The sequence below is a fragment of the Parabacteroides sp. B2-S-102 genome, assembly GCF_023656665.1.
In the GTDB taxonomy this organism is placed as follows: Bacteria; Bacteroidota; Bacteroidia; order Bacteroidales; family Tannerellaceae; genus Parabacteroides; species Parabacteroides distasonis.
The window spans coordinates 41,039-66,991 of sequence record NZ_JAMOKM010000021.1; the positions used below are offsets into that span (position 1 = coordinate 41,039).

The window sequence follows — 25,953 nt, forward strand, 5'->3', positions numbered from 1 at the left end:
TTAAAAGTATGGAAGTAGTAACCATTGAAAAGAGAACCTTTTCGTATGTCTGCGAGCGGTTCACCGAGTTTGCCAAACGAATAGAAAGTTTGTGCAGCACTCATACCCAGAAAATAGAAAACTGGCTGGATAGTCAGGAAGTATGCCTGTTGTTAGGCTTTAGCAAACGAACGCTGCAATATTACCGAAGTAGTGGACGGCTGGCTTATTCTCAAATCGGCAGCAAGATTTATTATAAGTCTTCTGATATTGAAAGTATTATTGCAGACAGCGAAACGCAAAATCAATCACCCAAACAAGTCATGCCATATGAAAAGAACTAAAGAAGATTACCCGTCCTTCAACCTGTTTTCTATTGTCGGCACATGGGAAAGCGTTAATCTGAATCCTACTGTTATCATCTACCGGAATGATAAAGAATATCTTCTTTCTATTATATATGTATCGGAAACCACTAAACAGGCTTCACCCGCTACTTATGAGATACAGCAAGATGGTAGCCAGTATTTTATTGGCATTGCATCCAAACGACTCTATGTAGATTATGATCCGCCAAAAGATATAGTTAGCATTTCATCGCTGGGTGACTATCTGCGTAACTAGCCAGCTATCTAGCCATCTTGAAATCAAGATTTCAATAAAACAATCTTTCAATCATGGAACTAATAAATAAAGAAACCCCACAAGTCAAAGAATTTATTTCTTCGCTCGATTCGATGCTGGATGGCATTGAATCTATAGTCAAGCATTACAAGCCCCACCTGAATGGGGAACGCTTTCTTTCTAATAATGAGGTTTCCAAGAAACTGAATGTCAGTTTGCGAACCCTGCAAGAGTGGCGAGATACAGGGCTAATCCCCTTTATCCAGATAAAAGGTAAAATCATCTATCGCCAGAGCGATATTGATAAACTGCTTCAAAAGCACTACTTTGAAAGTTGGAAAGAATAACTATCTAAAAGAGTATGATTTCCACTATCTTAAAAGGAAACCTCTTTTATTGAGGTGGAAATTATACCTTTGCATCCCAAACAATTGAAATTATGAAGTTTGTAATAGAATCTGGTACGGCTACCGACATTGACGAATTAGAAAAACTGTATGATGATCTGAATGATTATTTATCAGCTACTACCAATTATCCCGGATGGATAAAAGGCATTTATCCTATTCGTGAAGATGCGGTTGCTGGCATAGAAAATAATACTCTTTTTGTTGTCAGGCATGATGGAAAGATAGCTGGCTCTATCATCTTAGACCATCATCCCGATGAAGCCTATAATAATGTAAGGTGGAAAATAGAAGCTGACTATAGTCATATCTTTGTGATACGTACTTTTGTGGTGCATCCCTCATTCTTGAAAATGGGTATCGGTCGTGCTTTGATGGACTATTCGTTTGAACTGGCTCAACAATCAGGTATAAAATCCATCCGTTTGGATGTGTATGAAAATAATCTTCCGGGAATCTCCCTCTATGAGAAATGCGGTTTTGAATACATTGATACCGTAGATTTAGGCTTTGGCAACTATGGGCTGGATTGGTTCAAACTGTATGAGAAACTTGTTTAAACTCTAATCAAGTGGAAGACATTCCCCTCATGCCAGCCCCGAAAACATTGTTTTTCGGAATTTAATTTGAATCATTGACTTTTCCAGTGAAGTATTTAGTCTGTGCAAGTCTTTAGATGAAAATACGCTCGAAATGTAATGAGAGGAAGATTTTCATCTAAACCGAAGGCTCGGACTTGAACAGGCTAAATACGGAACTTACCTTTGTCAATGCTTCATATTGAGTTCTGGAAAACTTACAATAAAAGAAAAGGATTGAGAAAATGAAACTCATTCTTCCCAATCCTTTTTCAATATTAGCTACTACCTTTATATAGCCAATTCCGACAGACAGCTATTCACCTTTTGCATATCCTTGAAAATATTCTGATCCAATACCCTTGCATAGTGTTTTGTTACGCTTGTATCTGCATGACCTAACATCTTAGCAACATTCTCCATACTCACGCCATTTGCAAGGCAAATGCTTGTGGCGTAGCTATGACGGGCGGTATGTGTACTAAGATTTTTATGAATTCCGCACACATCGGCAATTTCCTTCAAATAACTGTTCATGCGTTGATTGCTTAATACAGGCAAAAGTTTTCCGGTACACTCTGCCACATCCTTATATTTATCAAGTATGGAAGCTGCCACAGGTAACACAGGAATGTTACACATGATTTTGGTCTTTTGGCGGTTCTTCCTTATCCAAAGTTCTCCTTTATTGTCTTTTACCAAGTGTTCGGGTGATAAATCTTTCACATCGCTGAACGCCAAGCCAGTAAAAATGCAAAAGACAAAAACGTCACGTACCTGTTCTACTCGTTTAATTGTGAACTCTTTAGCGAGAATGATTTTAATCTCGTCCATTGTCAGAAATTCAGGATCTGTTTCTTCCAGTTTGAAGCGATAGTAAGCAAACGGATCTTTCTTTATCCAGTCGTTTTCCAAAGCAATGCGGATAATCTTCTTCAAATTTTTCAATCGGGTGATAGCGGAGTTCTGCGCACAACCTTTTTCAATCTTCAAAAAAGCATCGAACTTAGAAATGAAGTTGGCTTCCAAGTTATTCAGGGCAATATCCGGTAATTGATATTCTTTCTTAATGAATTCTTCTAAATATCGGGTAGTGGTTTCATACCGCTGGACGGTCTTACTTACAAAGTCTTTTCCAATCAGCTTACGGCTTTGCTCATTATGCTCTCTGAATACCTGCAATAGCGTTTTGTTATCTTCGTCCACACCATAATACAGTTTTCTAACAAGATCAACAGTGATAACCTTACCGGAAGTTTCCAGTTCTCTATAAATTTGGTGTACGTGGGAACGTGTGATTTCTAAGTAGTGGTTCAGTTCCACCGACATGCGGTCTTTGCCTTTTGAATTCTCTTTTGCCTGATTCCATAGATTTACAGGACAGCTTCTTTTGATAGAAATATCTACCATACAGCCGTTTACGGTGATTCTCATGCACACGGGTGCTTCTCCGTTCTTTAATAATTTGCCTTTCTTGATGAAGAACAAAACAGAAAATGATTTTCTAGCCATTTTTACATCGTTTTTAGAGTTACAAAACTATGTATTCTCTTCCAAAGTAAGTCTATGCAAAATACTATGAATCAGTGAGAAAGATGCAAATTCGTGGGACTTTTTTGAACTAAATTTTAGTCCCACGATTTATCCACCGATAATATGCTTGAAACGGCTATTTTCTGCTACCTGCCAGAAAAAAGAAATCCCTGATAATGTCTGATTATCAGGGATTTGCTTGATTTTTCTTTTGTTTTCAGTGATCCGCCTGGGGCTCGAACCCAGGACCCCAACATTAAAAGTGTTGTGCTCTACCAGCTGAGCTAGCGAATCATCCTATGCGTTACTTCTGTAATGCGGGTGCAAAGGTAGGGATATTTTTTTAATACGCAATAGATATGGCTATTTTTTTGCGATTAAATCTGAATTTATTTCCTCTTGTTTAGGTTGATGAGCAAGGCTTCTGGAATCTAACTCATTATATTCATGCAAGATAAATCGTTTATAATAAGATAAGCATAAGGTTGTTAATGGGAGGGCTATTATTAAGCCGATAAAGCCTAAGATCGTTCCCCAGATGGATAATGAGAGTAAGATGATGGCGGGATTCAGTCCCATAGCCTTACCCATTATGCGGGGGGTAAGATATAAATCCTGTATACATTGTACGATACCCAAGACTAAAATAGCCATACCAAAGATCAACCAGAAGTTCTCTCCAGTCTCGGCCGAACGCAATAAGCTCAATAGAATCATCGGGATAATACCGATCGCCTGCATATAGGGAATTAAGTTCAGCACACCGATAAACAGGCCCAGCGTGACCGCCAACGGGAAATTAATGATCTTAAAACCAATCGCGAGGAGAACCCCTACAGAAAGAGCGATCAACGATTGTCCGCGGAAATAACGGTTCATGCTGTATTCCACATCCTCAGCCAAACCTTGCAGGAACGGACGGTAACGCTCCGGTATCAAATCGATCCAACCATTCGCGATCTTCTCATAATCCAAAAGGATGAAAATAAAGTAAAGCAAGATCACGAACACGATCGTGATACTGAAAAGGATTGAGAAAGTGTTCGATAAGATAGACCATAACTGGGGCGCAATCTGCTTCACCGCTTTCAACAAATTCTCCTTACTCAATAACTCCATGATCTGGGCGAAGTTCACATTACTTTCCAGATATTCCATCCATGAATGCGGGATCAAAGGGACATGACCTTCACCGGGATCATGTGTGCGGATCAGTTCTAGCGTTTTATCCGCCTCAGCCGCGATGGAAGGAATGACCATGACTACCAGCAACGTTATCAATAGCCCTAAAGTCACCAATACCGCCATAATCGATAAGATGCGGCTCTTAAAACATAATTTATATTGGAAGAACTTTACGAACGGTTGCATCATATAAGCCAGTAACCAAGCGATCAGGAAAGGTAACAAAGCGTTTCGTAATAAGGCTATCAAATAAATAATTCCTGAGATGACCAGTATACCGAACACTATGCGTATTACACGGTCAAACGTAAAAGGCTTGTCAAACAGTGGATTCATATTATTTTCATATCTTTGCTTGCGACAAAGATAGAATAAAGTAGAATATATAAACATCATGATACGTAAAATATCCTTTTTCTTCCTCATTTCTTGCTTATACCTTTCAGTGGGGGCACAGACTCCACAACCTATCAAGCAATTCCTGCGCAAGCCTTATATGGAAGGAGCTTCATTTTCCTTGATCGTGAAAGAGGTTAACAGTGGCGAGACGGTATTCGCTTACGATACAATCCGGCAGCTGACCCCAGCCTCGGTCATGAAAACGGTTACGACCGCTACCGCATTGGAGATACTGGGCGAGGATTATCGCTTTCCTACGGCATTAGAATACGACGGCTCCATCGAGAACGGCTTGTTAAAAGGCAATTTATATATCAAGGGAAGCGGAGATCCCAGCCTTGGCTCAGCGCATTTTGCCCCGGATCATAAGCGGTTTCTACAGGAATGGATCTCCGCCTTGAAAAAGGTGGGTATCCATAAAATACAAGGAGCCGTAATCGCTGATGAAAGTATATTTGACACGGAAGGCACTTCCCTTAAATGGGTTGGCGAAGATATGGGTAGTTATTATGGTGCCGGAAGCTATGGGCTTTGCGTATTCGACAATCTTTATAAATTAGGGTTGCAAACCGGAGCTCCCGGAACCCGCCCGAAGTTGAAAGGAACCGAACCGGAATTATCCGGCATCCATTTCCATAATTACTTAACGGCCCAGCAAGTATCTTCGGATAGTTCTTTTATCGTAGGGGCGCCATTCGCCACGGATCGTTATTTATATGGCATTGTCCCCGCTAACCGGGAATGGTATCCGCTCAAAGGGGATATTCCCGACCCGGCTCTTTTCCTAGCGGATTATCTCACTAGGCAATTGGAACATGAAGGGATCACGGTCGGCGAATCACCGTCTTGTTTCCGTATCTTGCGGGAAGCCGGTAGGTGGCAACCCGGGAAACGGACCGAGATTGTTACCACTTACTCCCCTACGCTTCGGGAAATCGTGGAAGTGACCAATCATGTCAGCCATAATTTATTCGCCGATGCCTTGATCAAGACAATCGGCCTACGCTATACGCCCCGTAAGGGAGAGGTTCTGTCTTCTTTTAACCGGGGTATCCAAGTGCTTCGGGAATATTGGCAAGGGAAAGGACTCGACCTCTCGTGCGTCTGGATGTACGACGGTAGCGGTCTTGCGGTTACCAACAAGTTATCAACAGCTTTTGTAGCTGATTTATTGATTTATATGAAAACCTGTTCACAACAACACACAGCCTTCTACGAATCATTGCCCGTAGCGGGGGTAGAAGGCTCGGTGAGGAACTTCTTAAAAGGCTCATCCCTCCAAGGAAAAGCCCATCTTAAAAGCGGAAGCATGAGCCGGGTAAAAGGATACGCGGGATATATAAACAAAGGCGATAAGCAATACGCCATCGCCCTATTCGTAAACAACTATTCCTGCGACGGACGTCCTATGACCGTAGCGATAGAGAAATTATTGCTCCAGTTGTTCAACTAACCAGCGGTTATTTCGGCAGGATCGATCTACGCTCTATCATCTCTAGGAAATGCTGTTTATAATTGTCGGAGATCGGGATATACTCCTTTCCAAAGACAATCCGATTCCGCTCGATCACCTTGATCTTCTCCGGCTGGACGATAAAAGAGCGATGAACACGCACAAAGCGATCCGAAGGTAACATATCCTCCAAACTCTTCATGCTCATCAACGAAAGGACCGGACGGGGCTCATCCTCCACGAATATCTTCACGTAATCCTTTAATCCTTCAATATATAATATCTTGCGCAGCTCTATTTGCAACAGCTTATACTCACTCTTGACGAAAATACTCTCCATCCCGCCCTTCTCCGCAATTGGCGCAGATTCTTCCTTCTCTTCCGAAGACACCGGCTTACGGAGCAACTCATACCATCGCAACGCCTTATTCGCCGAGGCAAGGAAGTCCGGATAACTAATTGGCTTCAACAAATAATCCAGCGCATTTACCCGGTAACTATCCACGGCATATTGATCGAAAGCCGTCGTAAAGATGACACGAGTATCGGCGTTCAAGATACGGGAGAACTCCAATCCGCTCAACTCCGGCATCTGGATATCCAGAAAAAGCAGATCCACCGGCCGATCCCGTAAGTCGGAAAGAGCGTCCAAGGCACTATTATAAGTCCCCTGCAAATCCAGAAACGGAGTTTTCAAGACGTAGCTTTCCAGCAAGCTAACCGCTAAAGGTTCATCGTCAATAATAGCGCAAGTCAATCTCATATCTCAGTCTCGTTTATAGTAATTGATAGATAAGAAGAATAGTTATCCCCCTCCCGACCGCATTGGAACGAGAAATGCCCCGGATAGAGCAGCCCCAAGCGTTTCTCCAGATTCACCAGCCCGATACCGGAACCACTTTTATCTTGATCCGGGCTTTTCGGGAAATAGCTATTCACAATAGTACAAACTACCTCCGCCCCCTCCTGATGGATATCCAAATGGATGAAAGACGGCTTATTATTGCTCACCCCATGCTTAAACGCATTCTCAACCAAGGAGATAAACAACAGGGGGGCGATCAAGGTTCCCGGGGAGGAAGCGACGATATTCGTTTTCAGCTCCACATGTTTGGGCAGGCGTATACGCATCAGCTCCACATAATTACGAAGGAAGTCGAAATCCTTCTCCAATGGGACAAAAGGCTGGCTACTCTCATACAAGACATAGCGAAGCAAGCGGCTCAAATCGTGCACCGCCTCCTGTGCCTTCTCCGGGCTGAACGCTATCAAGCTATAGATATTATTCAACGTATTAAACAGGAAATGCGGATTAAGCTGGCTCTTCAGGTTCTGCAATTCCGCCTCGGCACGTTCCTTCTCCAGTTCCCGCTGGATAGCCGCCACCCGGTACCATCCGTCCGTCATCTTGATCGCCACGCTAAGGCCGGCTACCAAGGAGTAGATAACGGCGTTGACGAGAAAGAACCCCACCGTCTCGTTCAACGGGCGGGGCGGACGGGGTGGGTGATGCATCTCCGGCGGATAGAAATAGCGCATGCAGAGATGCACGAACAGCATCATACCCCCGATAAGCAATAGGTTGATCAGCAGGAAACGCCCTGTCCGGCGGTTAAACAAATACCGCCTCACCAGCCACCCGTAATTCAAGTAGAAGACGAGCATGAAGGAAAGCGGCACGATGATGCTCCGGAAATAGCCCTCGAACGTGACTTGCGACTCCCTCCCCGTGAAGAAAAAGGGGGAGCAGAACAGGATACCCCATCCCGCGATGTGTATCAACTTTCCCAAACCTTTGATAGGGGGAGATTGTGGTGTGTCATTCATCTTATTATCCTCTTTAGTGCTACGCAAATATAGTCATTCCTACCGTTATATGAGCCATGTAGCCTTATCTAGTGAGCATTCGTCTACTCATAGCGTATGGCCTCGATCGGGTCGAGCTGCGCCGCCTTCTTGGCCGGGTACCATCCGAAGAACACGCCCGTCACCGTACATACCACGAAAGAGAGCAGTACGCTCCACGGCTGGATATAGATCGGGAAATGCGCCACGACATTCACGATCAAGGCGGCTCCCACGCCGAAAAGCACGCCGATCAATCCTCCGGTCACGCTGATAAGGATAGACTCGATCAAGAACTGAGCCAAGATATCCATGCCTTTCGCACCGATACTCATACGGAGGCCGATCTCCCGCGTACGCTCCGTCACGCTCACGTACATGATATTCATGATACCGATACCACCAACGAGAAGAGAGATACCAGCCACCGCGGCCAGCAACGTCGTCATTATATCCGTCGTACTTGTCAACATCGTGCTCAACTCCTGCATACTCCGGATCGTGAAATCATCATCATCGGTTTCCCGCAGCCTATGGTTACGCCTCAGTATCTCCGATATTTCGTCTATGGCTTGATCGGTGTACTCCTCCTTGAGCGCCGAACAAGTTATGCCTTGCAAATGGGTAATGGCCAAGATCTTTTTTTGAATAGTTGTGTATGGAGCTAAGATCAGGTCGTCTTGGTCCATTCCCATGCTGTTGTATCCTTTGCTTTTCAGTACGCCCACGACCCGGAACGGTAGCTTCTGGAAACGGATCACCTTACCGACGGGATTCTCTCCGCCGGGGAAAAGGTTATCCACCACCGTCTTCCCGATCACGCATACCTTGGCGGCGGTCTGCACGTCCTGATCGCTGAACATATCGCCATCCTCCACCTCGTATCGGCGTATCTCCATATAATCCGGGCTGATACCGTAGACGGTGGTCGGGGCATTGTTGGCGCCATAGATGACCTGCCCGCTACTGTTCACGGAGGGCGAGGTGGCGGAGACGTAGCGAGTCTCGTTCACGATATCCTCGTAGTCCTGTAGCTTCAGCGTCTCCATGGCAGAGGCGTCTTGGCGGACACCACCACGCATGTCGGCTCCCGGCTGGATCATGATCATGTTCGAGCCCATCTCGCTGATCTGCGCCTGTATACTCCGCTTCGAGCCTTGACCGATGGCCAGCATCGTGATCACGGAAGCCACGCCGATGATGATACCCAGCATCGTGAGGAATCCCCGCAGCTTGTTGTTGGCCAAGGCCCGGAAGGCTATCTTTAGTAAATTCGTCGTATTCATTCTAAATAATATGCTATTACCACATTAATTCATTATTCTAATCATCATTCTTGGGCAGGCGGGCCAAAGCCTCGGCGGCGCTCAAGATATTCGTATTCACCGTATCGGCGGTTACATGACCGTCGCGCAACGTGATATTCCGGCTGCTGTATTGGGCGATCTCCGGGTTGTGGGTGACGAAGATAATCGTGCGTCCCTCGGCGTGCAGGCGCTGGAAGAGCACCAAGATCTCGAAAGAGGTACGGGTATCCAAGTTGCCGGTAGCCTCATCCGCAAGGATCACCGCCGGATCGTTCACCAAGGCACGGGCGATCGCCACACGCTGCATCTGGCCACCGGACATCTGGTTACTTTTATGCATCAGTCGGTCTCCCAAGCCCACGGCGATCAAGGCGTTGACCGCCTTCTCCCTACGTTGGGCCGCTTTATAAGTAGGATTGTACATGAGAGGAAGCTCTACGTTCTCTACCGCTGTCGTCTTCGGCAACAGATTGTAATTTTGAAAAACGAATCCGATCTTGCGATTCCGGAGGGTCGCTCGCTGCCGCTTGTTCATGGTGCGCACGGATACTCCGTCTAAGTAATACTCCCCGCTCGTAGGAGTATCAAGGCAACCCAGCGTGTTCAGCAACGTACTCTTTCCGGAGCCGGAGGTTCCCATGATCGTAACGAACTCCCCCTCGCGAATCGTGAACGACACGCCTCGCAGGGCATGGACGGTCTCGTCGCCAACGTGGAAGTCTCGTTTTATATTGTCTAATCTGATAATTTCTTTCATGACGCAAACTATCTCTTATTTTTGTTGCTTCCCGGAGGGCCCGGCATGAAGGGGCTACGCTCCGCTCCTGCACCTACTTCCGGCATGTTGGCGGCGCTCGCTAAATCTACGGCTACCTCATCGCCCTCGCTCAAGCCCTCGGTTACTTCGGTCACGCTGTTGTTGCTGGTTCCGACCGTAATCTGCCTCGGGCTCAAGGTATTTCCTTGGCGGGACCAAACCAAGCGTTTTCCGGGTTGTACCTCCGCATTCGGATCCGTCACGGTCATACCCAACGATTCCATGATGGCGGGCTCGGGGATAAAACGAAGTGCCTTGTTCGGCAAGGTCAGGATATTCGCACGTTCCAACGTATAAATCGTGATATTCGCCGTCAAGCGAGGTTTCAGTTTCAAGTCCGGATTATCTGCCGTAATCACTACCTCGTAGGTAACGACCGTAGAAGAAGAAGTACTGGAAGAAGCGCTGGAGGTGCTTTCGCTATCCCCAAGGCGAATCTGGCGAACCACGCCCTCGAATTGATCGTTCGGATAGGCATCCACCGTAAAACTAACCCGTTGGCCTTCCTCCACATTACCTATATCCGCCTCATCCACATCCGCTATTACCTGCATCTTCGTCAAGTCGGCGGCAATGGTAAACAGCGTCGGGGTCTCGAAGCCGGCGGCAACGGTCTGCCCTTCCTCAACGGCCCGGTTGATAACCACTCCGTCTATAGGGCTCGTGATCGTGGCATATTCGAGATTACGGTTTACCTTTACCATGGAGGCCTGACTCTGGTCGTAAGCGGCCCTCGCCTTCTCGTAATTATAGGTAGCCGTCTCATAATCCGTATCGCTAATCAATTGTTTCTCGTGAAGCACCTTGCTACGTGCGTAGTTCTTCTGTTGATACTCGAACTCCGTCTTGCTGCTCGCCAATTGCGCCTCGGCGGAACGAAGCTCGGCTTGGAGGTTGATCTTATCCATCTCGGCGATCAGTTGGCCGGCTTTCACCACGTCGTTATAATCAGCGTACAACTTATCGATGATACCGGAGACCTGCGTACCTACCTCAACCTCGGTAACGGGCTCTACCGTACCGGTGGCCGTAACCGTATTCGTGATCGTGCTGCGCCCTACTTTAGCGGTCTCCAGCTTGATCCCGCCTTTCGAGGATTTGCCCGTGAAAAGGAACACGCCCCCCGCTATAAGGATAACGGCAACACCGCCCATGATTAGTTTCTTCTTGTCCATATTCTGATTCGTTTTATTTCTGTTTTACGTTGTATTCTTGTTCAAAAGGCCCCCGCGACCTCCGTCGCAGGGTAACCTTGAAAAAAGAGAGTGGAGTAAATATATCCATTAGTGGGTTAATAATTCTCCGCAACCGGCTTCTTCTGATAAACATTCAGCAATTGAACGCTCATCAAGGCCATGTATTTCGCTTGTAGCTGCTCTTGCTGGGCGGTCAGATAATTGTTCTTCTCCGTCAATAGCTCAAGCGTATTTTTCATACCGAGGCTGAATTGCTCATCGATCAAGTTATAGCTTTCTTTCACGTAACTCAAGCGTTCGGTAGCCGAGGTATATTGGGTCTGCGACGAGGTAGCGTCCAGATAGATCCCCTCCACGGTTTGCAGCAATTGTTTTTGGGTATTCAGCAACTCCAACTGGCTGGTGGTAATCGCGTATTTCGCCTTGTTATAGGCCGTCTTATACTGACGGTTACTGAAGATAGGGATGCTGATCGTCAATCCGACACTCTCGTTGAAACTATTCCAGACCTGGCTACCGAAAGCGTAATCCGTTCCGGAAAGATGGCCGGTACCCAGCCCGGCGTTCATGGAGAGCGAAGGAAGGAAAGCACCTTTCGCCTTTTTCTTCTCCAGCTCGGCGATGTCCACGGCCAGCTCACTGCTCTTTATTTGCGGCATCACGGCCAGAGAGGTATTGTAAATCGTTTGCTTGCTCGGAAGCGGGGTTAAGATATCTTTCTCCGTAAGCTCCGGCATCACCAATTCGATCTCTTCGGTTATATCCAGTTCTAGTAATTGCTTCAATTGCAACTTATAATTGTCTAGATTCGTCTGGGCTACGACCAATTGATATTTATCGGTGCTTAACTGGCTTTCCAACTGAGCCAAATCCACTTTCGAGATCGAACCGGCACGTAGCAACTCCACCGCACGATCCCGTTGCGCCGTAGATACCTCGACCGTATTTTGGTTGATACGAACGGACTCCATCGCATATAGTACCTGCATATAGGTCTGTATCAAGGAGATTTGGATATCATCCTCGTTTTGCTCGATACCCAGCTCATCGACGGTATTTTGTATTTCCTGTTGCTTGATCGCCTGTACACGTTGCCCTCCATCAAAAAGCGTCCATTTAGCGTTCAGCGCATAATTACCGCTATAGCTATTATTCGTAGCGGCGTCGCTCGAAGGATAATTCACGAATCCTTGGGTAACCGAAGCCGAAAGGGAAGGGAAAAGCTGTGCTTTCGCCTGCTTCGTATCCTCTATACCGGAAAGATGCGACACCTTGCTTTTCTTTACTTGGATATTATGCTCCAAAGCGTAATCCAAGCAAGCGCGCAACGTCCATCGGGTAGGTTGCTCTTGTGCCTTACTCCCTACACAGAGGAAGAACAGACATGCGAATAATAAAGCGTATTGTTTCATATTGCCTTCGTTTTCTATCTTTTTACGAAAGCAAAACTATATTACCTTAAAAACATGGGCAACCAGACTAGAAAAAGGGGCTGTTTTCACCGATTAAACGGGCAATTCCATCGACATCGGGATTACCAATATAAAATAATACCCGCGATACCCGCCAAGATGATCATCAAGATAGGATGTACCTTGAATTTCCATGTTAGGATGAAAGCGGCACCAAAGATCAAGAAGCTCTTGTAGTCGATGAAGTTCTCTTTATTCATTAATAGCAAGGCAGCGGCAGCGATCAGTCCCACCGTAGCCGGGCGTAATCCAAGGAAAGCCGCCTCTACATATTTATTATTCCGAAACTTAGCGAAGAAATAAGAGATCAGAAGGACCAATAAGAAAGAAGGCAGACATACCGCAAATGTCGTCAGGCAAGATCCTAGGATACTCATCGTCTCCGAATACCCCGCATTATGCACCGCCGTATACCCTATATAGGTGGCGCTATTGATACCGATCGGTCCGGGTGTCATTTGAGAGATAGCGACAATATCGGTAAACTCCTGCAAGGAAATCCAACCATAGCGGTCCACCACGTCGGCTTGTATCAAGGATAACATCGCATACCCACCACCAAAGCCCAATATACCGATCTTCAGATATACATATAATAATTGTAACCAAATCATATCAGCCCTTCTTATTTAAACCATACACCAAACCTCCGGCTATAGCCGCCAAGATAATCCAAGCGGGAGACACCCCACCCATCCAGATCAGCAATGCCGCCCCGACAGGTATGATCATTTGCACGTAACTCAACTTGATAGAACGTGCGGTTGTCAGACAAGGCACGGCGATCAAGGCGACCACCGCCGGACGCAATCCCATAAACGCCTTCTCCACCCATACATTATCCTTTACCTGCGTAAAGAATAATGCGATCAAGAGCATGATTACAAAAGAAGGGAGAATCGTGCCCAAGGCACAAACAAAACCGCCCCATGTCTTCTTCAGTTTATAACCCACGAAGATCGCTATATTCACGGCGAAAATACCCGGCAACGATTGGGCCACGGAGAAAACGTCGATAAAGTCCTCTTTCGTCATCCACCCCCGGTCTACCACATCCCGCTGGATAAGCGGCAACATGGCGTAACCACCTCCGATGGTAAACATACCGATTTTCACGAATGTCAGAAAAAGCGTCCAATACATACCCTTATCAGTTTACGTTGGCTAACGTCCTAAAAGCCTATTGTAAGTTTCTTTATTATTAATAATCTGAAGCGCTTTCTGGTAACTTGGATTATCATCATTGATAATCTGGAAGTACTGCGCCATATCATAGAGATCCCGTGCGATAAGCGCCTTGATCTGAAGCATGATCAACGGCTTCGAACGATTATATTGCTCTTCCTCAAACTCAATCTTCTCATCGCCGGCCATCTTCAGAAGCTCCTCCATGATATCCTCTCCGACCACGAAACCTTGCTTATACTGCTGGAATTTCGGATATTTAGCCATCATCTGGTTCCGATTACGATCCAGATAATTCATGGACACCCGATTGACCAAACCGGAAGCTACCAGTTTCCGGTGATAATCCGTATAGCGAGCCGTATCTACCGGGATGAACACGTCCGGCATAATACCTCCACCCCCATATACGGTACGCTCGGTAACCAAGGTGTTATACCTCATTGAATCCGGGAAATGAATGCTATCGGCACTCATCAACTCCCCCCGGTTATAACGGTCGATCAGATCATGGTGGTACTCCTCCATCTTCCCGTTCTCGTAAGGCTTTTGTATACAACGTCCGGTGGGTGTATAGTAACGGGAAACCGTCAAACGAATCATGGAACCATCCGGCAGGGGAATCGGTTTCTGTACCAAACCTTTGCCAAAGGTACGGCGACCTACGATCACTCCACGGTCCCAATCTTGAATAGCGCCGGAGACGATCTCGCTGGCCGAAGCCGAGGACTCGTCCACCAGCACGACCAAACGTCCCTCTTGGAATTGTCCACGAGCGGTAGAGTTCGCCTCCTCACGAGGTTGCTTACTCCCTTTCGTATAAACGATCAACCGGTTTTTATCCAAGAACTCATCCGCTAACTCTATGGCGATATTCAAATATCCCCCACCATTTCCCTGCAAATCCAGAATCAAGTTCTTCATGCCCTGTTTCCGGAGCTTCTCCAACGCCTCCCTGAATTCATCGGCGGAAGAAGCGGCGAAACGGTTCAACTTAATATAACCGGTATTCTTATCCGCCATATAAGCGGCATCCAGACTATACACGGGAATCTTACCGCGAACGATCTTGAAATCCATCAATTCCGGCGACTTGCCTCGCTTTACTTTCACACGCACCTCGGTACCTTTCGGTCCGCGTAGTTTCTTCATGATATCGGTAGTCTTCATCTTCACGCCGGCGATCAAGGTATCGTCTACTTGGATAATACGGTCGCCCGCCATCACCCCCACCTTCTCAGAGGGACCTCCGGGGATTACCTGAATCACGTAAAGCGTATCCGTCAACATATTGAACTGTATGCCGATACCATCGAAATTGCCTTGTAAAGGCTCGGTCATCTCTTTCGTCTCCTCCGGGTCCATATAATTGGAATGAGGGTCTAGCTTATCCAACATGCCGACTATAGCGTCTTCCACCAACTTCGTCTCGCTAGTAGAGTCGACATATAGATTAGATATAGCGAATAAAGCCAATTGGAGCTTCCGGGCATCCATATTCGCTTTTTGCGCTGTCGCTCCGGTAAACACACCTAGGACGATCAGCAGGGATAAGACGATTCTTTTCATCAGATATATTCGTTTCATAATTTTCAATACAATCTCGTCTCTTTAGGGACGAATTGGGAAATGTCTTTGCCGTAGCGTAACAACTCACGGACAATGCTTGAGCTAATATGCGTATGCTCCGGTTCCGTAAACAAGATAAAAGTCTCGATACCCGTCAACTTACGATTCACGTCCGCGATCGTCTTCTCATATTCGAAATCATTGACCGTACGGATTCCTCTTAAGATAAAGCCGGCTCCGACCTCTTTAGCGAAATCCACCGTCAATTGATTATATGACATGACTTTCACCCTTGGATTATCCTTGTATAGATTCCAGATCGCTTCCATCCGCTTCTCCAAGGAGAAATAGGTAAGCTTCTTATCGTTGATACCGATCGAGATCACGATCTCGTCCACCAGTTCCAACCCACGCCTTACCAAGGATTGATGCCCGATCGTAAAAGGATCGAAGGTACCGGGAAAAAGCGCGATACGTTTATTTTCAATTGATGACATCTTCTTCAACCACTAAGTTATCGATAATAAAGTTCTGTCGCTCCATGGTATTCTTCCCCATATAGAACTCGAGCATATCTTTCACGAGGTCCTCTTTCTTCATTGTCACCGGATCAAGGCGTATATCCTTGCCGATAAAATGCTTGAACTCATCGGGAGAGATCTCTCCCAGACCTTTGAATCGGGTGATCTCCGGATTCTTCCCGGCAGCGGCTATGGCAGCCAAGCGTTCCTCCTCTGAATAACAATACCACGTCTTCTGCCGGTTACGTACCCGGAATAACGGGGTTTGCAAGATATAAACATGATTACGCTTAATCAAATCGGGGAAGAATTGCAAGAAGAAGGTAATCAACAATAAACGGATATGCATCCCGTCCACGTCGGCATCTGTCGCGATAATCACCTTATTATACCGCAAACCTTCCAAGCCATCCTCAATATTCAAGGCCGCTTGAAGCAAGTTAAACTCCTCGTTCTCGTAAACGATCTTCTTTGTCAAGCCATAACTATTCAAGGGCTTACCCCTCAAACTAAATACAGCTTGGTAATTCGGGTTACGGCTCTTCGTGATAGAACCGCTAGCCGAGTCACCCTCCGTGATAAAGATACTACTTTCCTCTAGCAGATCCCCTTTCGAGTCGGTCAGGTGAATCCGGCAATCCCTTAGTTTCTTATTATGTAAATTCGCTTTCTTCGCACGCTCGCGGGCCAGCTTCGTAACACCGGCGATCGCCTTGCGCTCTTTCTCGGACTCCAAGATCTTCTTCAGTAAAAGCTCCGAAGTCTCCATATTCTTATGCAAATAGTTATCCAGGTCATTCTTGATGAAATCACCGATAAACTTCGCTACCGTAGGGCCGTCCGGTCCTATATCTTTCGAGCCGAGCTTGGTCTTTGTCTGGCTCTCGAATACAGGCTCCTCCACTTTTATGCTGATAGCGGCCACGATACCCGCACGAATATCCGAATACTCGAAATTCTTATTGTAATATTCCTTGATGACACGGCCTATAGACTCCTTGAAAGCAGAAAGGTGCGTACCGCCTTGGGTGGTATGCTGGCCGTTCACGAACGAATAATATTCCTCTCCATATTGGTTGCTATGCGTGATAACCACCTCTATATCCTCCCCTTTCAGGTGGATGATCGGGTAAAGAGGCTCGGTGGTCATATTCTCGTTCAACAAATCCACCAGACCGTTGCGGGAATAGAAACGCTTGCCGTTGTAAATAATGGAAAGTCCCGAGTTCAAGAAGACATAGTTCTTTAATAGCCCCTCGATAAACTCGTCCTTATAATGATAATCCTTAAAGATCTCCCGATCCGGGACAAAAAACACCTGCGTACCGTTCGCCTCCCCGGTCGGTTGGATATCCGATTCCTCCGTGACGATCGCCTTACTATATTCCACCCGCTTACACTCTCCGTCACGGTAGCTGGTTATCAAGAAATAACTACTCAAGGCATTCACCGCCTTGATACCCACACCATTCAAACCCACGGATTTCTTAAACGCCTTGCTATCGTATTTAGCGCCGGTATTCATCTTGCTAGACACATCCACGACCTTACCCAGAGGGACACCACGGCCATAATCCCGCACGGCTACCGTACCTTCCTCGATAGTCACCTCGATACTTTTGCCGTACCCCATCATGTACTCGTCGATAGAGTTATCCAGCACCTCCTTCAACAACACATAGATACCATCATCGGCATAGCTACCGTCCCCCAGTTTTCCGATATACATACCGGGACGCCGGCGGATATGCTCCATCCAGTCCAGTGTCTTGATGTCATCATCGTTATATTCCGTAGGTTGTTGTATCGTTGAATTCAGCTCATCCATATCTCTTATAACTTTTTAATATACGCTCTTCTTGATTTATGATGCTCTCGCTTGAAATAATCCCATTGCGCTTGTACGGCGCTATTCGTTTCCAGCTCCGGGTTACTCTCGGCGTAAACGGCACCGATACGCTTATAGACCGGAATCAAGTCATTAAATAATAAAGCGTTCACGCCTTTACTTTGATATTCCGGCAAGACTCCTGTCAAATACAGGTCGATTACTTTCGGTTTGCTCTTCAACGCTTTCAGCAAATGAATCCACCCGAAGGGTAACATATGCCCACGAGCCTTTTGCAAGGCTCTCGAAAGGTTGGGCAGGGAGATGCCAAAGCCAACCACCGCATTATCCTCTTCCCTTACGATCAGCGTTACCAAATCATAACGCAGCATAGGGATATACATATTGATATAATAATCGATCTGCTTCTCGGTCAATTGCGCGAAACCATACAAGGGAGCGAAAGCCGCATTCAATGTATGGAATACCGGACGGGCGTAAGGCATAATCTCCTTAGCGTTCTTGAACTTCAGCACCTTCAATCCGTATTTCTTCTTCACGATCTCGCCGATACGCAAATGCTTCTCGGGAACGCCATCCGGTATATAGATCTTAAATTCATGCCAATCTTGATCCTTTCCGTATCCGATACGCTCCACTTGCTTGGGGTAATAGGGATAATTATAAATTGTAGCCATCGTACCGATCTGATCGAAACCCTCGATCAACATACCCTCGTGATCCATATCGGTAAAGCCCATCGGACCGTGGATCTCCTCCATGCCTTGTTCGCGGGCCCATTTCTCGACAGCGCCAAAAAGGGCATCAACCACCTCGTCATCATCAATAAAATCTACGAAACCAAAGCGGGCACGTTTCTGTCCCCAAGCCTCGTTACTCGGGCGATTCACCATACCGGCGATACGGCCTACCACCTTCCCGTCCTTATAGGCAAGGAAGTAAATAGCGTCGCACACCTCGAACGCCGGATTTTTCTTCTTATCCAGCGTCATCATCTCTTCCTCTATTAAACCCGGTACGTGATAGGGATTACCCTTGTATAATTCGATATTGAACTTGACAAACTTCTTAAGCTCCTTCTTACTGGTAACTTCTCTTATCTCTACGCTCATCGGTAATTTTATTTAAGCGGCAAAGTTACATAAATAATCTTTTATCATGGCATTATAAAACAAATTTATACCTTTGTAAACTCAGATTCATAGCATACCATGAAAAAAATAGTTATTAAATTAATATTGGCATTTATCATGTTTGAAGGAACCTCTTGTATAAACGATCCTATTATAATCAGCCCCGATCTGGCGTTTCGGGCGGAAGCTACTACAGGGGAGGGATCGATTTGGCATCCCGATCGCAATACACTTTTCTGGGTAGATATTGAAGGAAAGACGTTATATGAGTATATACCGGACTTGCAAAACTGCCGTTCATGGCAGTTCGACCGCATGGTCTCTACCGTCGTACCGGAAACGGACAGTACGGTAGTCGTCGCTTTACAAAACGAGATCATACGTGTAAACCTAACGGATGGGAACACGACATCTATCGCCCCAATCCCGGACAATAACGGGAAGATTCGTTGCAACGATGGGAAATGCGACCCGTCCGGACGCTTATGGATCGGCACCATGGGATTTGGCGCACCTAAAGGGGCTGCCAGCCTTTATTGTGTATGGGCAGACGGAACCGTCGAAACAAAGTTGACAAAAGTCACGATCTCCAATGGGATCGTATGGTCCGCCAATAAGAAATACATGTATTACAACGACACACCTACCCGTAAGATCATACGTTTCCGGTATGACGATAGCTCCGGTGACATATTGTACGATGGCGTAGCCGTAAATATACCCGAGGGCACCGGTTCCCCGGATGGAATGACGATAGATTGCAACGACAACCTTTGGGTGGCTCAATGGGGAGGTGGCGGTGTTTATTGTTACAATCCCTATACCGGCGACCTGTTGACAAAAATTGTCGTACCGGCCCCCCACGTAGCGTCATGCGCTTTTGGAGGGGATAAGCTCGACACGCTTTATATAACGACCGCCCGTGCCGGATTGAGTGAGGAACAGCTTGAGGAATATCCACTAAGCGGTAGCGTATTCTGTTGCAAGCCCGGAGCGAAAGGGGTGCCGGCGAATTGTTTTCATTAATAATCCGTATTTTTGGTTATAAAGTAGCATAATCGTAAACCAAATATCAATTTAAATTGTTTACTTTGTAGACATAGCATGCAAAATAGAGGCATACTCCTGTCTCCACATCTAACAAATGCTAATAATTATACAGAATGGCAAAGAATAAACCTGCAAAAAAAGATAACAAAGAGAAAAAAGGCAAAAAGGACAAAGGATCTGGTAAACGTATGAAAAAAGAAGCGATGATCCAAGCTATCATTTCCGTATTCCAATCCTCTCCCAAGGAACCTTTCAACTATAAACAAATCAGCAAGATCATCGGACTCGAGAACCAAGTGCAGAAATTGCAGGTGGTAGACATTCTGTATGACTTGTCCGCCGAGGATATCATCTCCGAGATCGACCGTGGCCGCTACCGTCTAAACGGATTGGGAACCCTAGCCGTAGGAACTTTCGCACGCCGCAGCAATGGAAAGAATTCTTTCATTCCTGAAGACGGAGGTACGCCGGTATTTATCGCCGAACGTAATTCCGGGCATGCCATGGATGGAGACAAAGTAAAAGTACAGCTTTTCGCCAAACGTAAAGGTGCCGAGCCGGAAGGTGAGGTCGTGGAAATCCTTGAGAGCAAGGAGCGTACTTTCGTAGGTAAACTTCAAGTAGCTAAAGGCTTTGCCTTCTTGATTACGGAAAACAAGACGTTGGCAAACGATATTTTCATCCCTAAGGATAAACTGAAAGGGGGCAAGAACGGCGACAAAGCGATCGTACGTATCGTGGAATGGCCGGATGAAGCCAAGAATCCACTGGGTGAGGTCATCGATATATTAGGTATCGCCGGACAGAATACCGCCGAGATGCACGCGATCCTTGCCGAATTCGGATTGCCTTACAAATATCCTTCCTCGGTAGAAAAAGCGGCGGATAAGATCCCGGAAGCGATCTCTCCGGAGGAAATTGAGAACCGGGAGGATTTCCGGGGGATAACAACCTTCACGATCGACCCGAAGGACGCGAAAGACTTCGACGACGCCCTTTCCGCACGCCGTTTGGATAATGGGAACTGGGAGGTTGGCGTACATATCGCCGACGTAACACATTATGTGAAAACGGACGGTGTCATCGATAAAGAGGCGCAAAGCCGTGCGACTTCCGTTTATCTGGTAGACCGTACGATACCGATGCTTCCCGAGCGACTTTGCAACCAAATATGCTCTTTACGTCCCGACGAGGAAAAATTATGCTTCTCCGCTGTCTTCGAACTAAATAGCGATGCCGTGGTACAAAACTCCCGGATCTGCCGCACGATCATCAAGAGCGACCGCCGCTTTACCTATGAGGAGGCACAAGAGGTGATCGAAACCGGCGAGGGAGATTATAAAGAGGAGATTCTAGCCTTGAACGACCTTGCCAAGAAATTGCGGGAACGCCGTTTCAAGAGTGGCGCTATCAACTTCGACCGCTATGAGGTTAAATTCGAGATCGACGAACAAGGGAAACCGGTCCGTGTTTATTTCAAGATCTCAAAAGACGCAAATAAGTTAATCGAGGAGTTTATGCTATTGGCAAATCGTACCGTAGCCGAGTTCGTGGGCCGTCCTCCTAAAGGAAAGACAAAGAAGACATTTGTTTATCGTATCCATGAGCTTCCAGACCCAGATAAAATGGAGAATTTCGCCTCTTTTATCCGTCGCTTCGGCTATAAGTTGAAAACAGACGGTACGAAGACGGATGTCTCCAAAGGAATTAACTCCTTATTAGACAATGTACAAGGAAAGCCGGAAGAGAACTTGATCGAGACAGTGGCGATCCGTGCCATGCAAAAGGCCCGTTACTCCACGGAGAATATTGGTCACTATGGCTTGGCTTTCGAATACTATACACATTTCACCTCTCCTATCCGCCGTTATCCGGATATGATGGTACACCGATTGCTGGAACGTTATCTAGCCGGTGGCCGTAGTGTTATACAAAAGAAGTATGAGGATTTATGCGATCATTGTTCCAGCATGGAGCAAGTCGCCGCCAACGCAGAGCGTGCATCCATCAAATATAAGCAAGTAGAATTCATGCAGGATAAGCTCGGCATGGTATTCGACGGCGTTATCTCCGGTGTCACCGAATGGGGACTTTACGTAGAACTGAACGAGAATAAATGCGAGGGGCTTGTACCAATCCGTGATCTGGATGATGATTACTATGAGTTTGATGAGAAGAATTATTGTTTATTGGGCCGTCGCAAGAAACGTCAATATCGTTTGGGAGACCCTATCACTATCAAAGTAGCGCAAGCGAATCTGGAACGTAAGCAACTCGATTTCCAATTAGCGGAATAAGGCCTTTTTCAAAGTAAGTATAACTTCATCAGACAACAAAGTTATACTTACTTAGGCATTTTGATTATACTTACTAGGACAAGTAAGTATAATTTACTTTTTATCACCAATACATAAGTCCCAGCGCCCCACAAGCGATCAGCCCGATTCCCAACAACGCATAGAAGATACGTGCGCCGCCACGACCGAACCAGTTCACGAAAGTCATCGCCCCGCTGGTTTTAAAGTACCAATCAAAATTACAGATCGCCGCTACGATTGAGAACAATCCCAAAGCGATAAACAAGGATAAGATAAAGTATTCGGAAGGATCCATAGACTTACTTAACCTCTACAGTACGTGAACCGTCCGGATTCTCCGAGATCGTTACATCTACCACATCTCCGGGTAACAACTCATCTATTTTCTCCGGCCATTCAATAAAACATAAAGCTCCGCTATAGAAATAGTCTTCTGTTCCGATATCCTCCGCCTCACTCAATTTATTGATCCGGTAAAAATCAAAATGATAAATCAATTCTCCCGTCGTATCGCTACGGTACTCATTGATAATAGCGAATGTGGGACTGTTGATCACATCCTCCACACCCAATTCCTCACAGATCGCCTTGATAAAGGTAGTCTTACCGGCCCCCATCGGACCATAGAAGGCAAAGACCGTACGATCATCCATCCCGGCGATAAACTCCTTAGCCGCCTCATGGATCTTATCCAAACTTTCTATTTTCAGTGTGCTCATCTTATCTAACTTAACAATTTTCCAATAATGTTTTCACTTCACTTTTTAAGGCCGGCAGATGATTAACGACTATCGCCCAAACCAATGTGTCATCCAAGCTGTCATAAGCATGTATAATCCGATTACGAAAACCAACTATTTGCCGTGTATTGTTTAGCGATATACGTTCCGGTTGTTTGTCATATTGATTTAGAGCCTCACCTATAATGGCCAATTGCCTTTCCACCGCACTTTGCGTCTTTAGATCCACTGTATACTCCATATAAGATCTAGTATTTGCGGTAAACGATTCGATCAAGCTTATCGCCCTCATCATGTCAGACAAATACTTCTTTTCTTTTATTGTCATACAATAGAATTTTTGTTTTATCTATATTCTCTAAAAGAAATGGATTTTTTAAACTTTTCTGAGTCAGTAGATCTACTTTTCTTTGAAAGAAATCTTCTAACTTATCCCATAAAGAAAGTAATTTTTCTCCTTTTTCTAAAGGATCCATATCTTCCATTTCTACCAACAAGTCAATATCACTCCTCTGTGGATTGAATTGGTCTGTTACCGAAGATCCAAACGCATACAACGATTTTATCCCATGATTCTTACATATATCAGAGAACAAGGAAAGATTCTTACGTATTTCATTATGGATAAACATATTTCTTTTTTCGCAAAATTAAACAAAACCTACCATCTACGAACAAAAAAACGATATTTATTTCGGTTCCATCGTAATAAACGGCACCAACATCTCCTCCATCGAGATTCCTCCGTGCTGGAATGTATTTTTGTAATAAGAGACGTAATAGTTATAATTATTCGGATAAGCGAAGAAATTCTCTCCACAGGAAAAAATATATTTACTGCTTAGGTTCGGCGAAGGAAGTCCTACTTTTTCCGGATCCCGGATCTCGAATACCTCTTTCGGATTGTAGTTCAAGTTCTTGCCTACTTTATAGCGTAGATTGGTATTCGTGTTCTTATCGCCTATCACCTTGATCGGATTCGTTACCCGGATCGTTCCATGATCGGTCGTAACGATTACCTTAGCTCCCCGCTCAGCGATTCGTTTGAACAACTCAAGCGTAGAAGAGTGCTGGAACCATGATTTAGTCAAGCTGCGATAGGCCGCCTCGCTTTGCGCCAACTCACGGATCATCTTACTCTCCGTACGAGCATGCGAAAGCATATCCACGAAGTTCAGCACAATCACATTCAGTTGATTACGAGTAAGAGAAGGGATCGTACCCAACAATTTCTCTCCATATTGGGAATCGTGTACTTTATTATATGAGAAGGTATATTTTTTACGGAATCGATCGATCTGGGTTTGAATCAATGGAGCCTCATTCAAATTCTTGCCTTCCTCGCTCTCCTCATCCACCCACAAATCCGGAAACATCCGCTCTATTTGCGAAGGCATCAAGCCCGAGAATATGGAGTTGCGGGCATATTGCGTGGCGGTTGGCAGTATGCTATAATACAAGCTCTCGTCAAACGTAAAATACTCAGTAAGCAATTCTTTTACCACCCGCCATTGATCCAGCCGGAAATTATCGATCAATATCAAGAAAACCTTCTCGTCATTATCCAACATTGGGAAGACTTTCTTCTTAAACAGGTCGGGGCTCATCAACGGGCGATCGACCGGATTCTTTATCCAGTCCACATAATTCTTCTTCACGAATTTGGCAAAAGCGTTATTGGCCTCTTCCTTCTGCATACGGAGCATATCTGTCATTGCCACTTGGCTGCTTTCCAGTTCCAGTTCCCAGTACACCAGTTTCTTATAGACCTCCATCCAGTCGTCTGTGGTCAAGGAATCATTGATTTGCATACCGATACGACCGAATTCCTGCTGATAACCCACCGTGGTCGTCTCGGAGATAATCACGTTCTTATGGACATTCTTCTTGATAGAGAGAAGCAATTGGTTGGGATTTACCGGTTTGATCAAATAATCCGCGATCTTATTTCCGATCGCCTGATTCATGATACTTTCCTCCTCACTTTTAGTCACCATCACGACCGGCACATTCGGAGCGATCTCCTTGATATGCGACAGCGTCTCCAATCCTGTCAAGCCGGGCATATTCTCATCGAGAAAAATAATATCAAACGATTGTTCCTTACAGCAGTCAATAGCGTCTTGCCCGCTCACCACCGGAACGACCTCATACCCTTTGTCCTGCAAGAACAAGATATGCGGTTTCAACAAATCAATCTCGTCATCCGCCCAAAGTACTCTGTCTTTCTTCGCTGCCATAAGCTTACCTAGTTTATTTACAAATATATGGATTATCCTCCATATAACAACGAAAGAAACGGGATGTTTCGTATTTGATCTCGTAATTTTCCCAAATCCAGATGAGCGAATAGTCAATGAAGAGATCTCCTTCATCAACTCACGAACAGTACTCTCTCTTACTGACTAAGGTTCAAAAATATCCAATTTATCTACAACATCTACAACTATCCTTGTAATCATCTATCTTTAGACGGTTTAGCCTATGGTGGTAGATAAAAAACATCTACAATTATCAGGCTCTATCTACCATCATTTACAGCTTTTCCATCTCTAAACAGAACGATCTCCCCACATTCGCCGTATATCATTATACGGCCTCTTCTTGATATAGATAAAATATTAACATATAAGCTTATACAGTTTTTATCCATGAAAAACTAAAGTTTTATACCGCTAAAACCTTTGTTTTCCGCTTAGGAAACTTTTGTTTCTATATAGGGAAACTAAGGTTTCTTCAGCACGAAACTTTTGTCTTCTGTAGGAGTGAAGAAAATAGTTCCCTAGGAACTAT

Annotated in this window: 26 protein-coding genes and 1 tRNA gene; 7 read left to right on the forward strand and 20 right to left on the reverse strand. The window is 45.6% G+C overall.

From position 1 onward, the window contains the following. Window positions 1-8: 8 nt before the first annotated feature. From NBH07_RS19095 to NBH07_RS19110, 4 genes are all read left to right on the forward strand, one after another. A complete protein-coding gene (locus tag NBH07_RS19095) occupies window positions 9-323 on the forward strand; it encodes a helix-turn-helix domain-containing protein (RefSeq protein ID WP_009016791.1) in 315 nt (104 codons plus the stop codon). After that, window positions 310-603, forward strand: a complete 294-nt coding sequence (locus NBH07_RS19100) for a DUF3876 domain-containing protein (RefSeq protein WP_009016790.1) — start codon at window positions 310-312, stop codon at window positions 601-603. The genes NBH07_RS19095 and NBH07_RS19100 overlap by 14 nt, the downstream gene beginning before the upstream one ends. 53 nt (window positions 604-656) lie before the next feature. Continuing rightward, window positions 657-950, forward strand: a complete 294-nt coding sequence (locus NBH07_RS19105; protein WP_009016789.1) for a helix-turn-helix domain-containing protein — start codon at window positions 657-659, stop codon at window positions 948-950. A gap of 92 nt (window positions 951-1,042) precedes the next feature. Continuing rightward, window positions 1,043-1,570 carry a GNAT family N-acetyltransferase gene (locus NBH07_RS19110; RefSeq protein ID WP_009016788.1) on the forward strand — a complete coding sequence of 176 codons (528 nt, stop codon included), beginning with the start codon at window positions 1,043-1,045 and terminating at the stop codon, window positions 1,568-1,570. A 309-nt stretch (window positions 1,571-1,879) separates the two neighbouring features. On the opposite strand, the gene NBH07_RS19115 is transcribed toward NBH07_RS19110, so the two are convergent. The 3 genes from NBH07_RS19115 to NBH07_RS19125 all read right to left on the reverse strand — a co-directional run bounded on the left by NBH07_RS19115 (window position 1,880) and on the right by NBH07_RS19125 (window position 4,642). After that, a complete protein-coding gene (locus tag NBH07_RS19115; protein WP_009016787.1) occupies window positions 1,880-3,100 on the reverse strand; it encodes a site-specific integrase in 1,221 nt (406 codons plus the stop codon). Window positions 3,101-3,342: 242 nt separating this feature from the next. Beyond that, a tRNA-Lys gene (locus NBH07_RS19120) sits at window positions 3,343-3,415 on the reverse strand. Window positions 3,416-3,484: 69 nt separating this feature from the next. Beyond that, window positions 3,485-4,642, reverse strand: coding sequence for an AI-2E family transporter (locus NBH07_RS19125; protein WP_005859784.1), 1,158 nt, complete (start codon window positions 4,640-4,642; stop codon window positions 3,485-3,487). Between the two features lie 58 nt (window positions 4,643-4,700). Between NBH07_RS19125 and dacB the strand changes: the two genes are divergently transcribed. Continuing rightward, window positions 4,701-6,158: a D-alanyl-D-alanine carboxypeptidase/D-alanyl-D-alanine endopeptidase gene (gene dacB, locus NBH07_RS19130; protein WP_005859786.1), complete on the forward strand. Its 1,458-nt coding sequence runs from the start codon at window positions 4,701-4,703 to the stop codon at window positions 6,156-6,158. Window positions 6,159-6,165: 7 nt separating this feature from the next. Here dacB and NBH07_RS19135 read toward each other — a convergent pair whose 3' ends face one another. The 12 genes from NBH07_RS19135 to NBH07_RS19190 all read right to left on the reverse strand — a co-directional run bounded on the left by NBH07_RS19135 (window position 6,166) and on the right by NBH07_RS19190 (window position 19,031). After that, window positions 6,166-6,921, reverse strand: coding sequence for a LytR/AlgR family response regulator transcription factor (locus NBH07_RS19135; RefSeq protein ID WP_005859788.1), 756 nt, complete (start codon window positions 6,919-6,921; stop codon window positions 6,166-6,168). Then, window positions 6,918-7,985, reverse strand: coding sequence for a sensor histidine kinase (locus NBH07_RS19140; RefSeq protein ID WP_005859790.1), 1,068 nt, complete (start codon window positions 7,983-7,985; stop codon window positions 6,918-6,920). The genes NBH07_RS19135 and NBH07_RS19140 overlap by 4 nt, the downstream gene beginning before the upstream one ends. An 83-nt stretch (window positions 7,986-8,068) precedes the next feature. Then, window positions 8,069-9,289, reverse strand: a complete 1,221-nt coding sequence (locus NBH07_RS19145) for an ABC transporter permease (RefSeq protein WP_009016784.1) — start codon at window positions 9,287-9,289, stop codon at window positions 8,069-8,071. A gap of 37 nt (window positions 9,290-9,326) precedes the next feature. Then, complete coding sequence (locus NBH07_RS19150; RefSeq protein WP_005859794.1) at window positions 9,327-10,067, reverse strand: ABC transporter ATP-binding protein; 741 nt, start codon at window positions 10,065-10,067, stop codon at window positions 9,327-9,329. 8 nt (window positions 10,068-10,075) lie between these two features. Then, window positions 10,076-11,302, reverse strand: a complete 1,227-nt coding sequence (locus NBH07_RS19155; protein WP_005859796.1) for an efflux RND transporter periplasmic adaptor subunit — start codon at window positions 11,300-11,302, stop codon at window positions 10,076-10,078. A gap of 116 nt (window positions 11,303-11,418) precedes the next feature. Next, on the reverse strand, window positions 11,419-12,735 hold the full coding sequence (locus tag NBH07_RS19160; RefSeq protein ID WP_005859798.1) for a TolC family protein: 1,317 nt from the start codon (window positions 12,733-12,735) through the stop codon (window positions 11,419-11,421). Between the two features lie 122 nt (window positions 12,736-12,857). Beyond that, a complete protein-coding gene (locus NBH07_RS19165; RefSeq protein WP_005859799.1) occupies window positions 12,858-13,409 on the reverse strand; it encodes a chromate transporter in 552 nt (183 codons plus the stop codon). A gap of 1 nt (window position 13,410) precedes the next feature. Beyond that, the gene (locus NBH07_RS19170) at window positions 13,411-13,938 is read right to left on the reverse strand and encodes a chromate transporter (RefSeq protein ID WP_005859800.1); all 528 of its coding nucleotides are present in this window, start codon (window positions 13,936-13,938) and stop codon (window positions 13,411-13,413) included. 21 nt (window positions 13,939-13,959) lie between these two features. Then, the gene (locus tag NBH07_RS19175) at window positions 13,960-15,549 is read right to left on the reverse strand and encodes a S41 family peptidase (RefSeq protein ID WP_250833576.1); all 1,590 of its coding nucleotides are present in this window, start codon (window positions 15,547-15,549) and stop codon (window positions 13,960-13,962) included. A 23-nt stretch (window positions 15,550-15,572) separates the two neighbouring features. After that, window positions 15,573-16,046: a pantetheine-phosphate adenylyltransferase gene (coaD, locus tag NBH07_RS19180; RefSeq protein ID WP_005859804.1), complete on the reverse strand. Its 474-nt coding sequence runs from the start codon at window positions 16,044-16,046 to the stop codon at window positions 15,573-15,575. Continuing rightward, entirely contained in the window at window positions 16,033-17,898 is a 1,866-nt protein-coding gene (locus NBH07_RS19185; protein ID WP_005859805.1) for a DNA topoisomerase IV subunit B, read from the reverse strand. Before NBH07_RS19185 ends, coaD begins: the two co-directional genes overlap by 14 nt. Before the next feature lie 5 nt (window positions 17,899-17,903). Next, entirely contained in the window at window positions 17,904-19,031 is a 1,128-nt protein-coding gene (locus NBH07_RS19190) for a hypothetical protein (protein WP_005859806.1), read from the reverse strand. 138 nt (window positions 19,032-19,169) lie between these two features. Here NBH07_RS19190 and NBH07_RS19195 point away from each other — a divergent pair, with 138 nt between their 5' ends. Both NBH07_RS19195 and rnr read left to right on the forward strand, forming a co-directional pair. Continuing rightward, window positions 19,170-20,078, forward strand: coding sequence for an SMP-30/gluconolactonase/LRE family protein (locus NBH07_RS19195; RefSeq protein WP_005859808.1), 909 nt, complete (start codon window positions 19,170-19,172; stop codon window positions 20,076-20,078). A gap of 137 nt (window positions 20,079-20,215) precedes the next feature. Then, window positions 20,216-22,399 (forward strand): ribonuclease R, encoded by a 2,184-nt coding sequence (gene rnr, locus NBH07_RS19200; protein WP_009016780.1) that lies wholly within the window; start codon window positions 20,216-20,218, stop codon window positions 22,397-22,399. Window positions 22,400-22,502: 103 nt separating this feature from the next. Here the strand turns inward: rnr and NBH07_RS19205 are convergent, their stop codons facing one another. Genes NBH07_RS19205 through porX form a run of 5 tightly spaced genes read right to left on the reverse strand, consistent with a single transcriptional unit; the run spans window position 22,503 to window position 25,400 of the window. Further along, window positions 22,503-22,715 carry an immunity 17 family protein gene (locus NBH07_RS19205; RefSeq protein WP_005859813.1) on the reverse strand — a complete coding sequence of 71 codons (213 nt, stop codon included), beginning with the start codon at window positions 22,713-22,715 and terminating at the stop codon, window positions 22,503-22,505. A 4-nt stretch (window positions 22,716-22,719) separates the two neighbouring features. After that, window positions 22,720-23,139, reverse strand: coding sequence for a tRNA (adenosine(37)-N6)-threonylcarbamoyltransferase complex ATPase subunit type 1 TsaE (gene tsaE, locus NBH07_RS19210; protein WP_008772916.1), 420 nt, complete (start codon window positions 23,137-23,139; stop codon window positions 22,720-22,722). 10 nt (window positions 23,140-23,149) lie between these two features. Next, window positions 23,150-23,488 (reverse strand): HepT-like ribonuclease domain-containing protein, encoded by a 339-nt coding sequence (locus NBH07_RS19215; protein ID WP_009016778.1) that lies wholly within the window; start codon window positions 23,486-23,488, stop codon window positions 23,150-23,152. After that, window positions 23,457-23,792, reverse strand: coding sequence for a nucleotidyltransferase family protein (locus NBH07_RS19220; protein ID WP_009016777.1), 336 nt, complete (start codon window positions 23,790-23,792; stop codon window positions 23,457-23,459). The genes NBH07_RS19215 and NBH07_RS19220 overlap by 32 nt, the downstream gene beginning before the upstream one ends. Before the next feature lie 57 nt (window positions 23,793-23,849). Then, window positions 23,850-25,400 (reverse strand): T9SS response regulator signal transducer PorX, encoded by a 1,551-nt coding sequence (gene porX, locus NBH07_RS19225; RefSeq protein WP_009016776.1) that lies wholly within the window; start codon window positions 25,398-25,400, stop codon window positions 23,850-23,852. Window positions 25,401-25,953 lie beyond the last annotated feature (553 nt).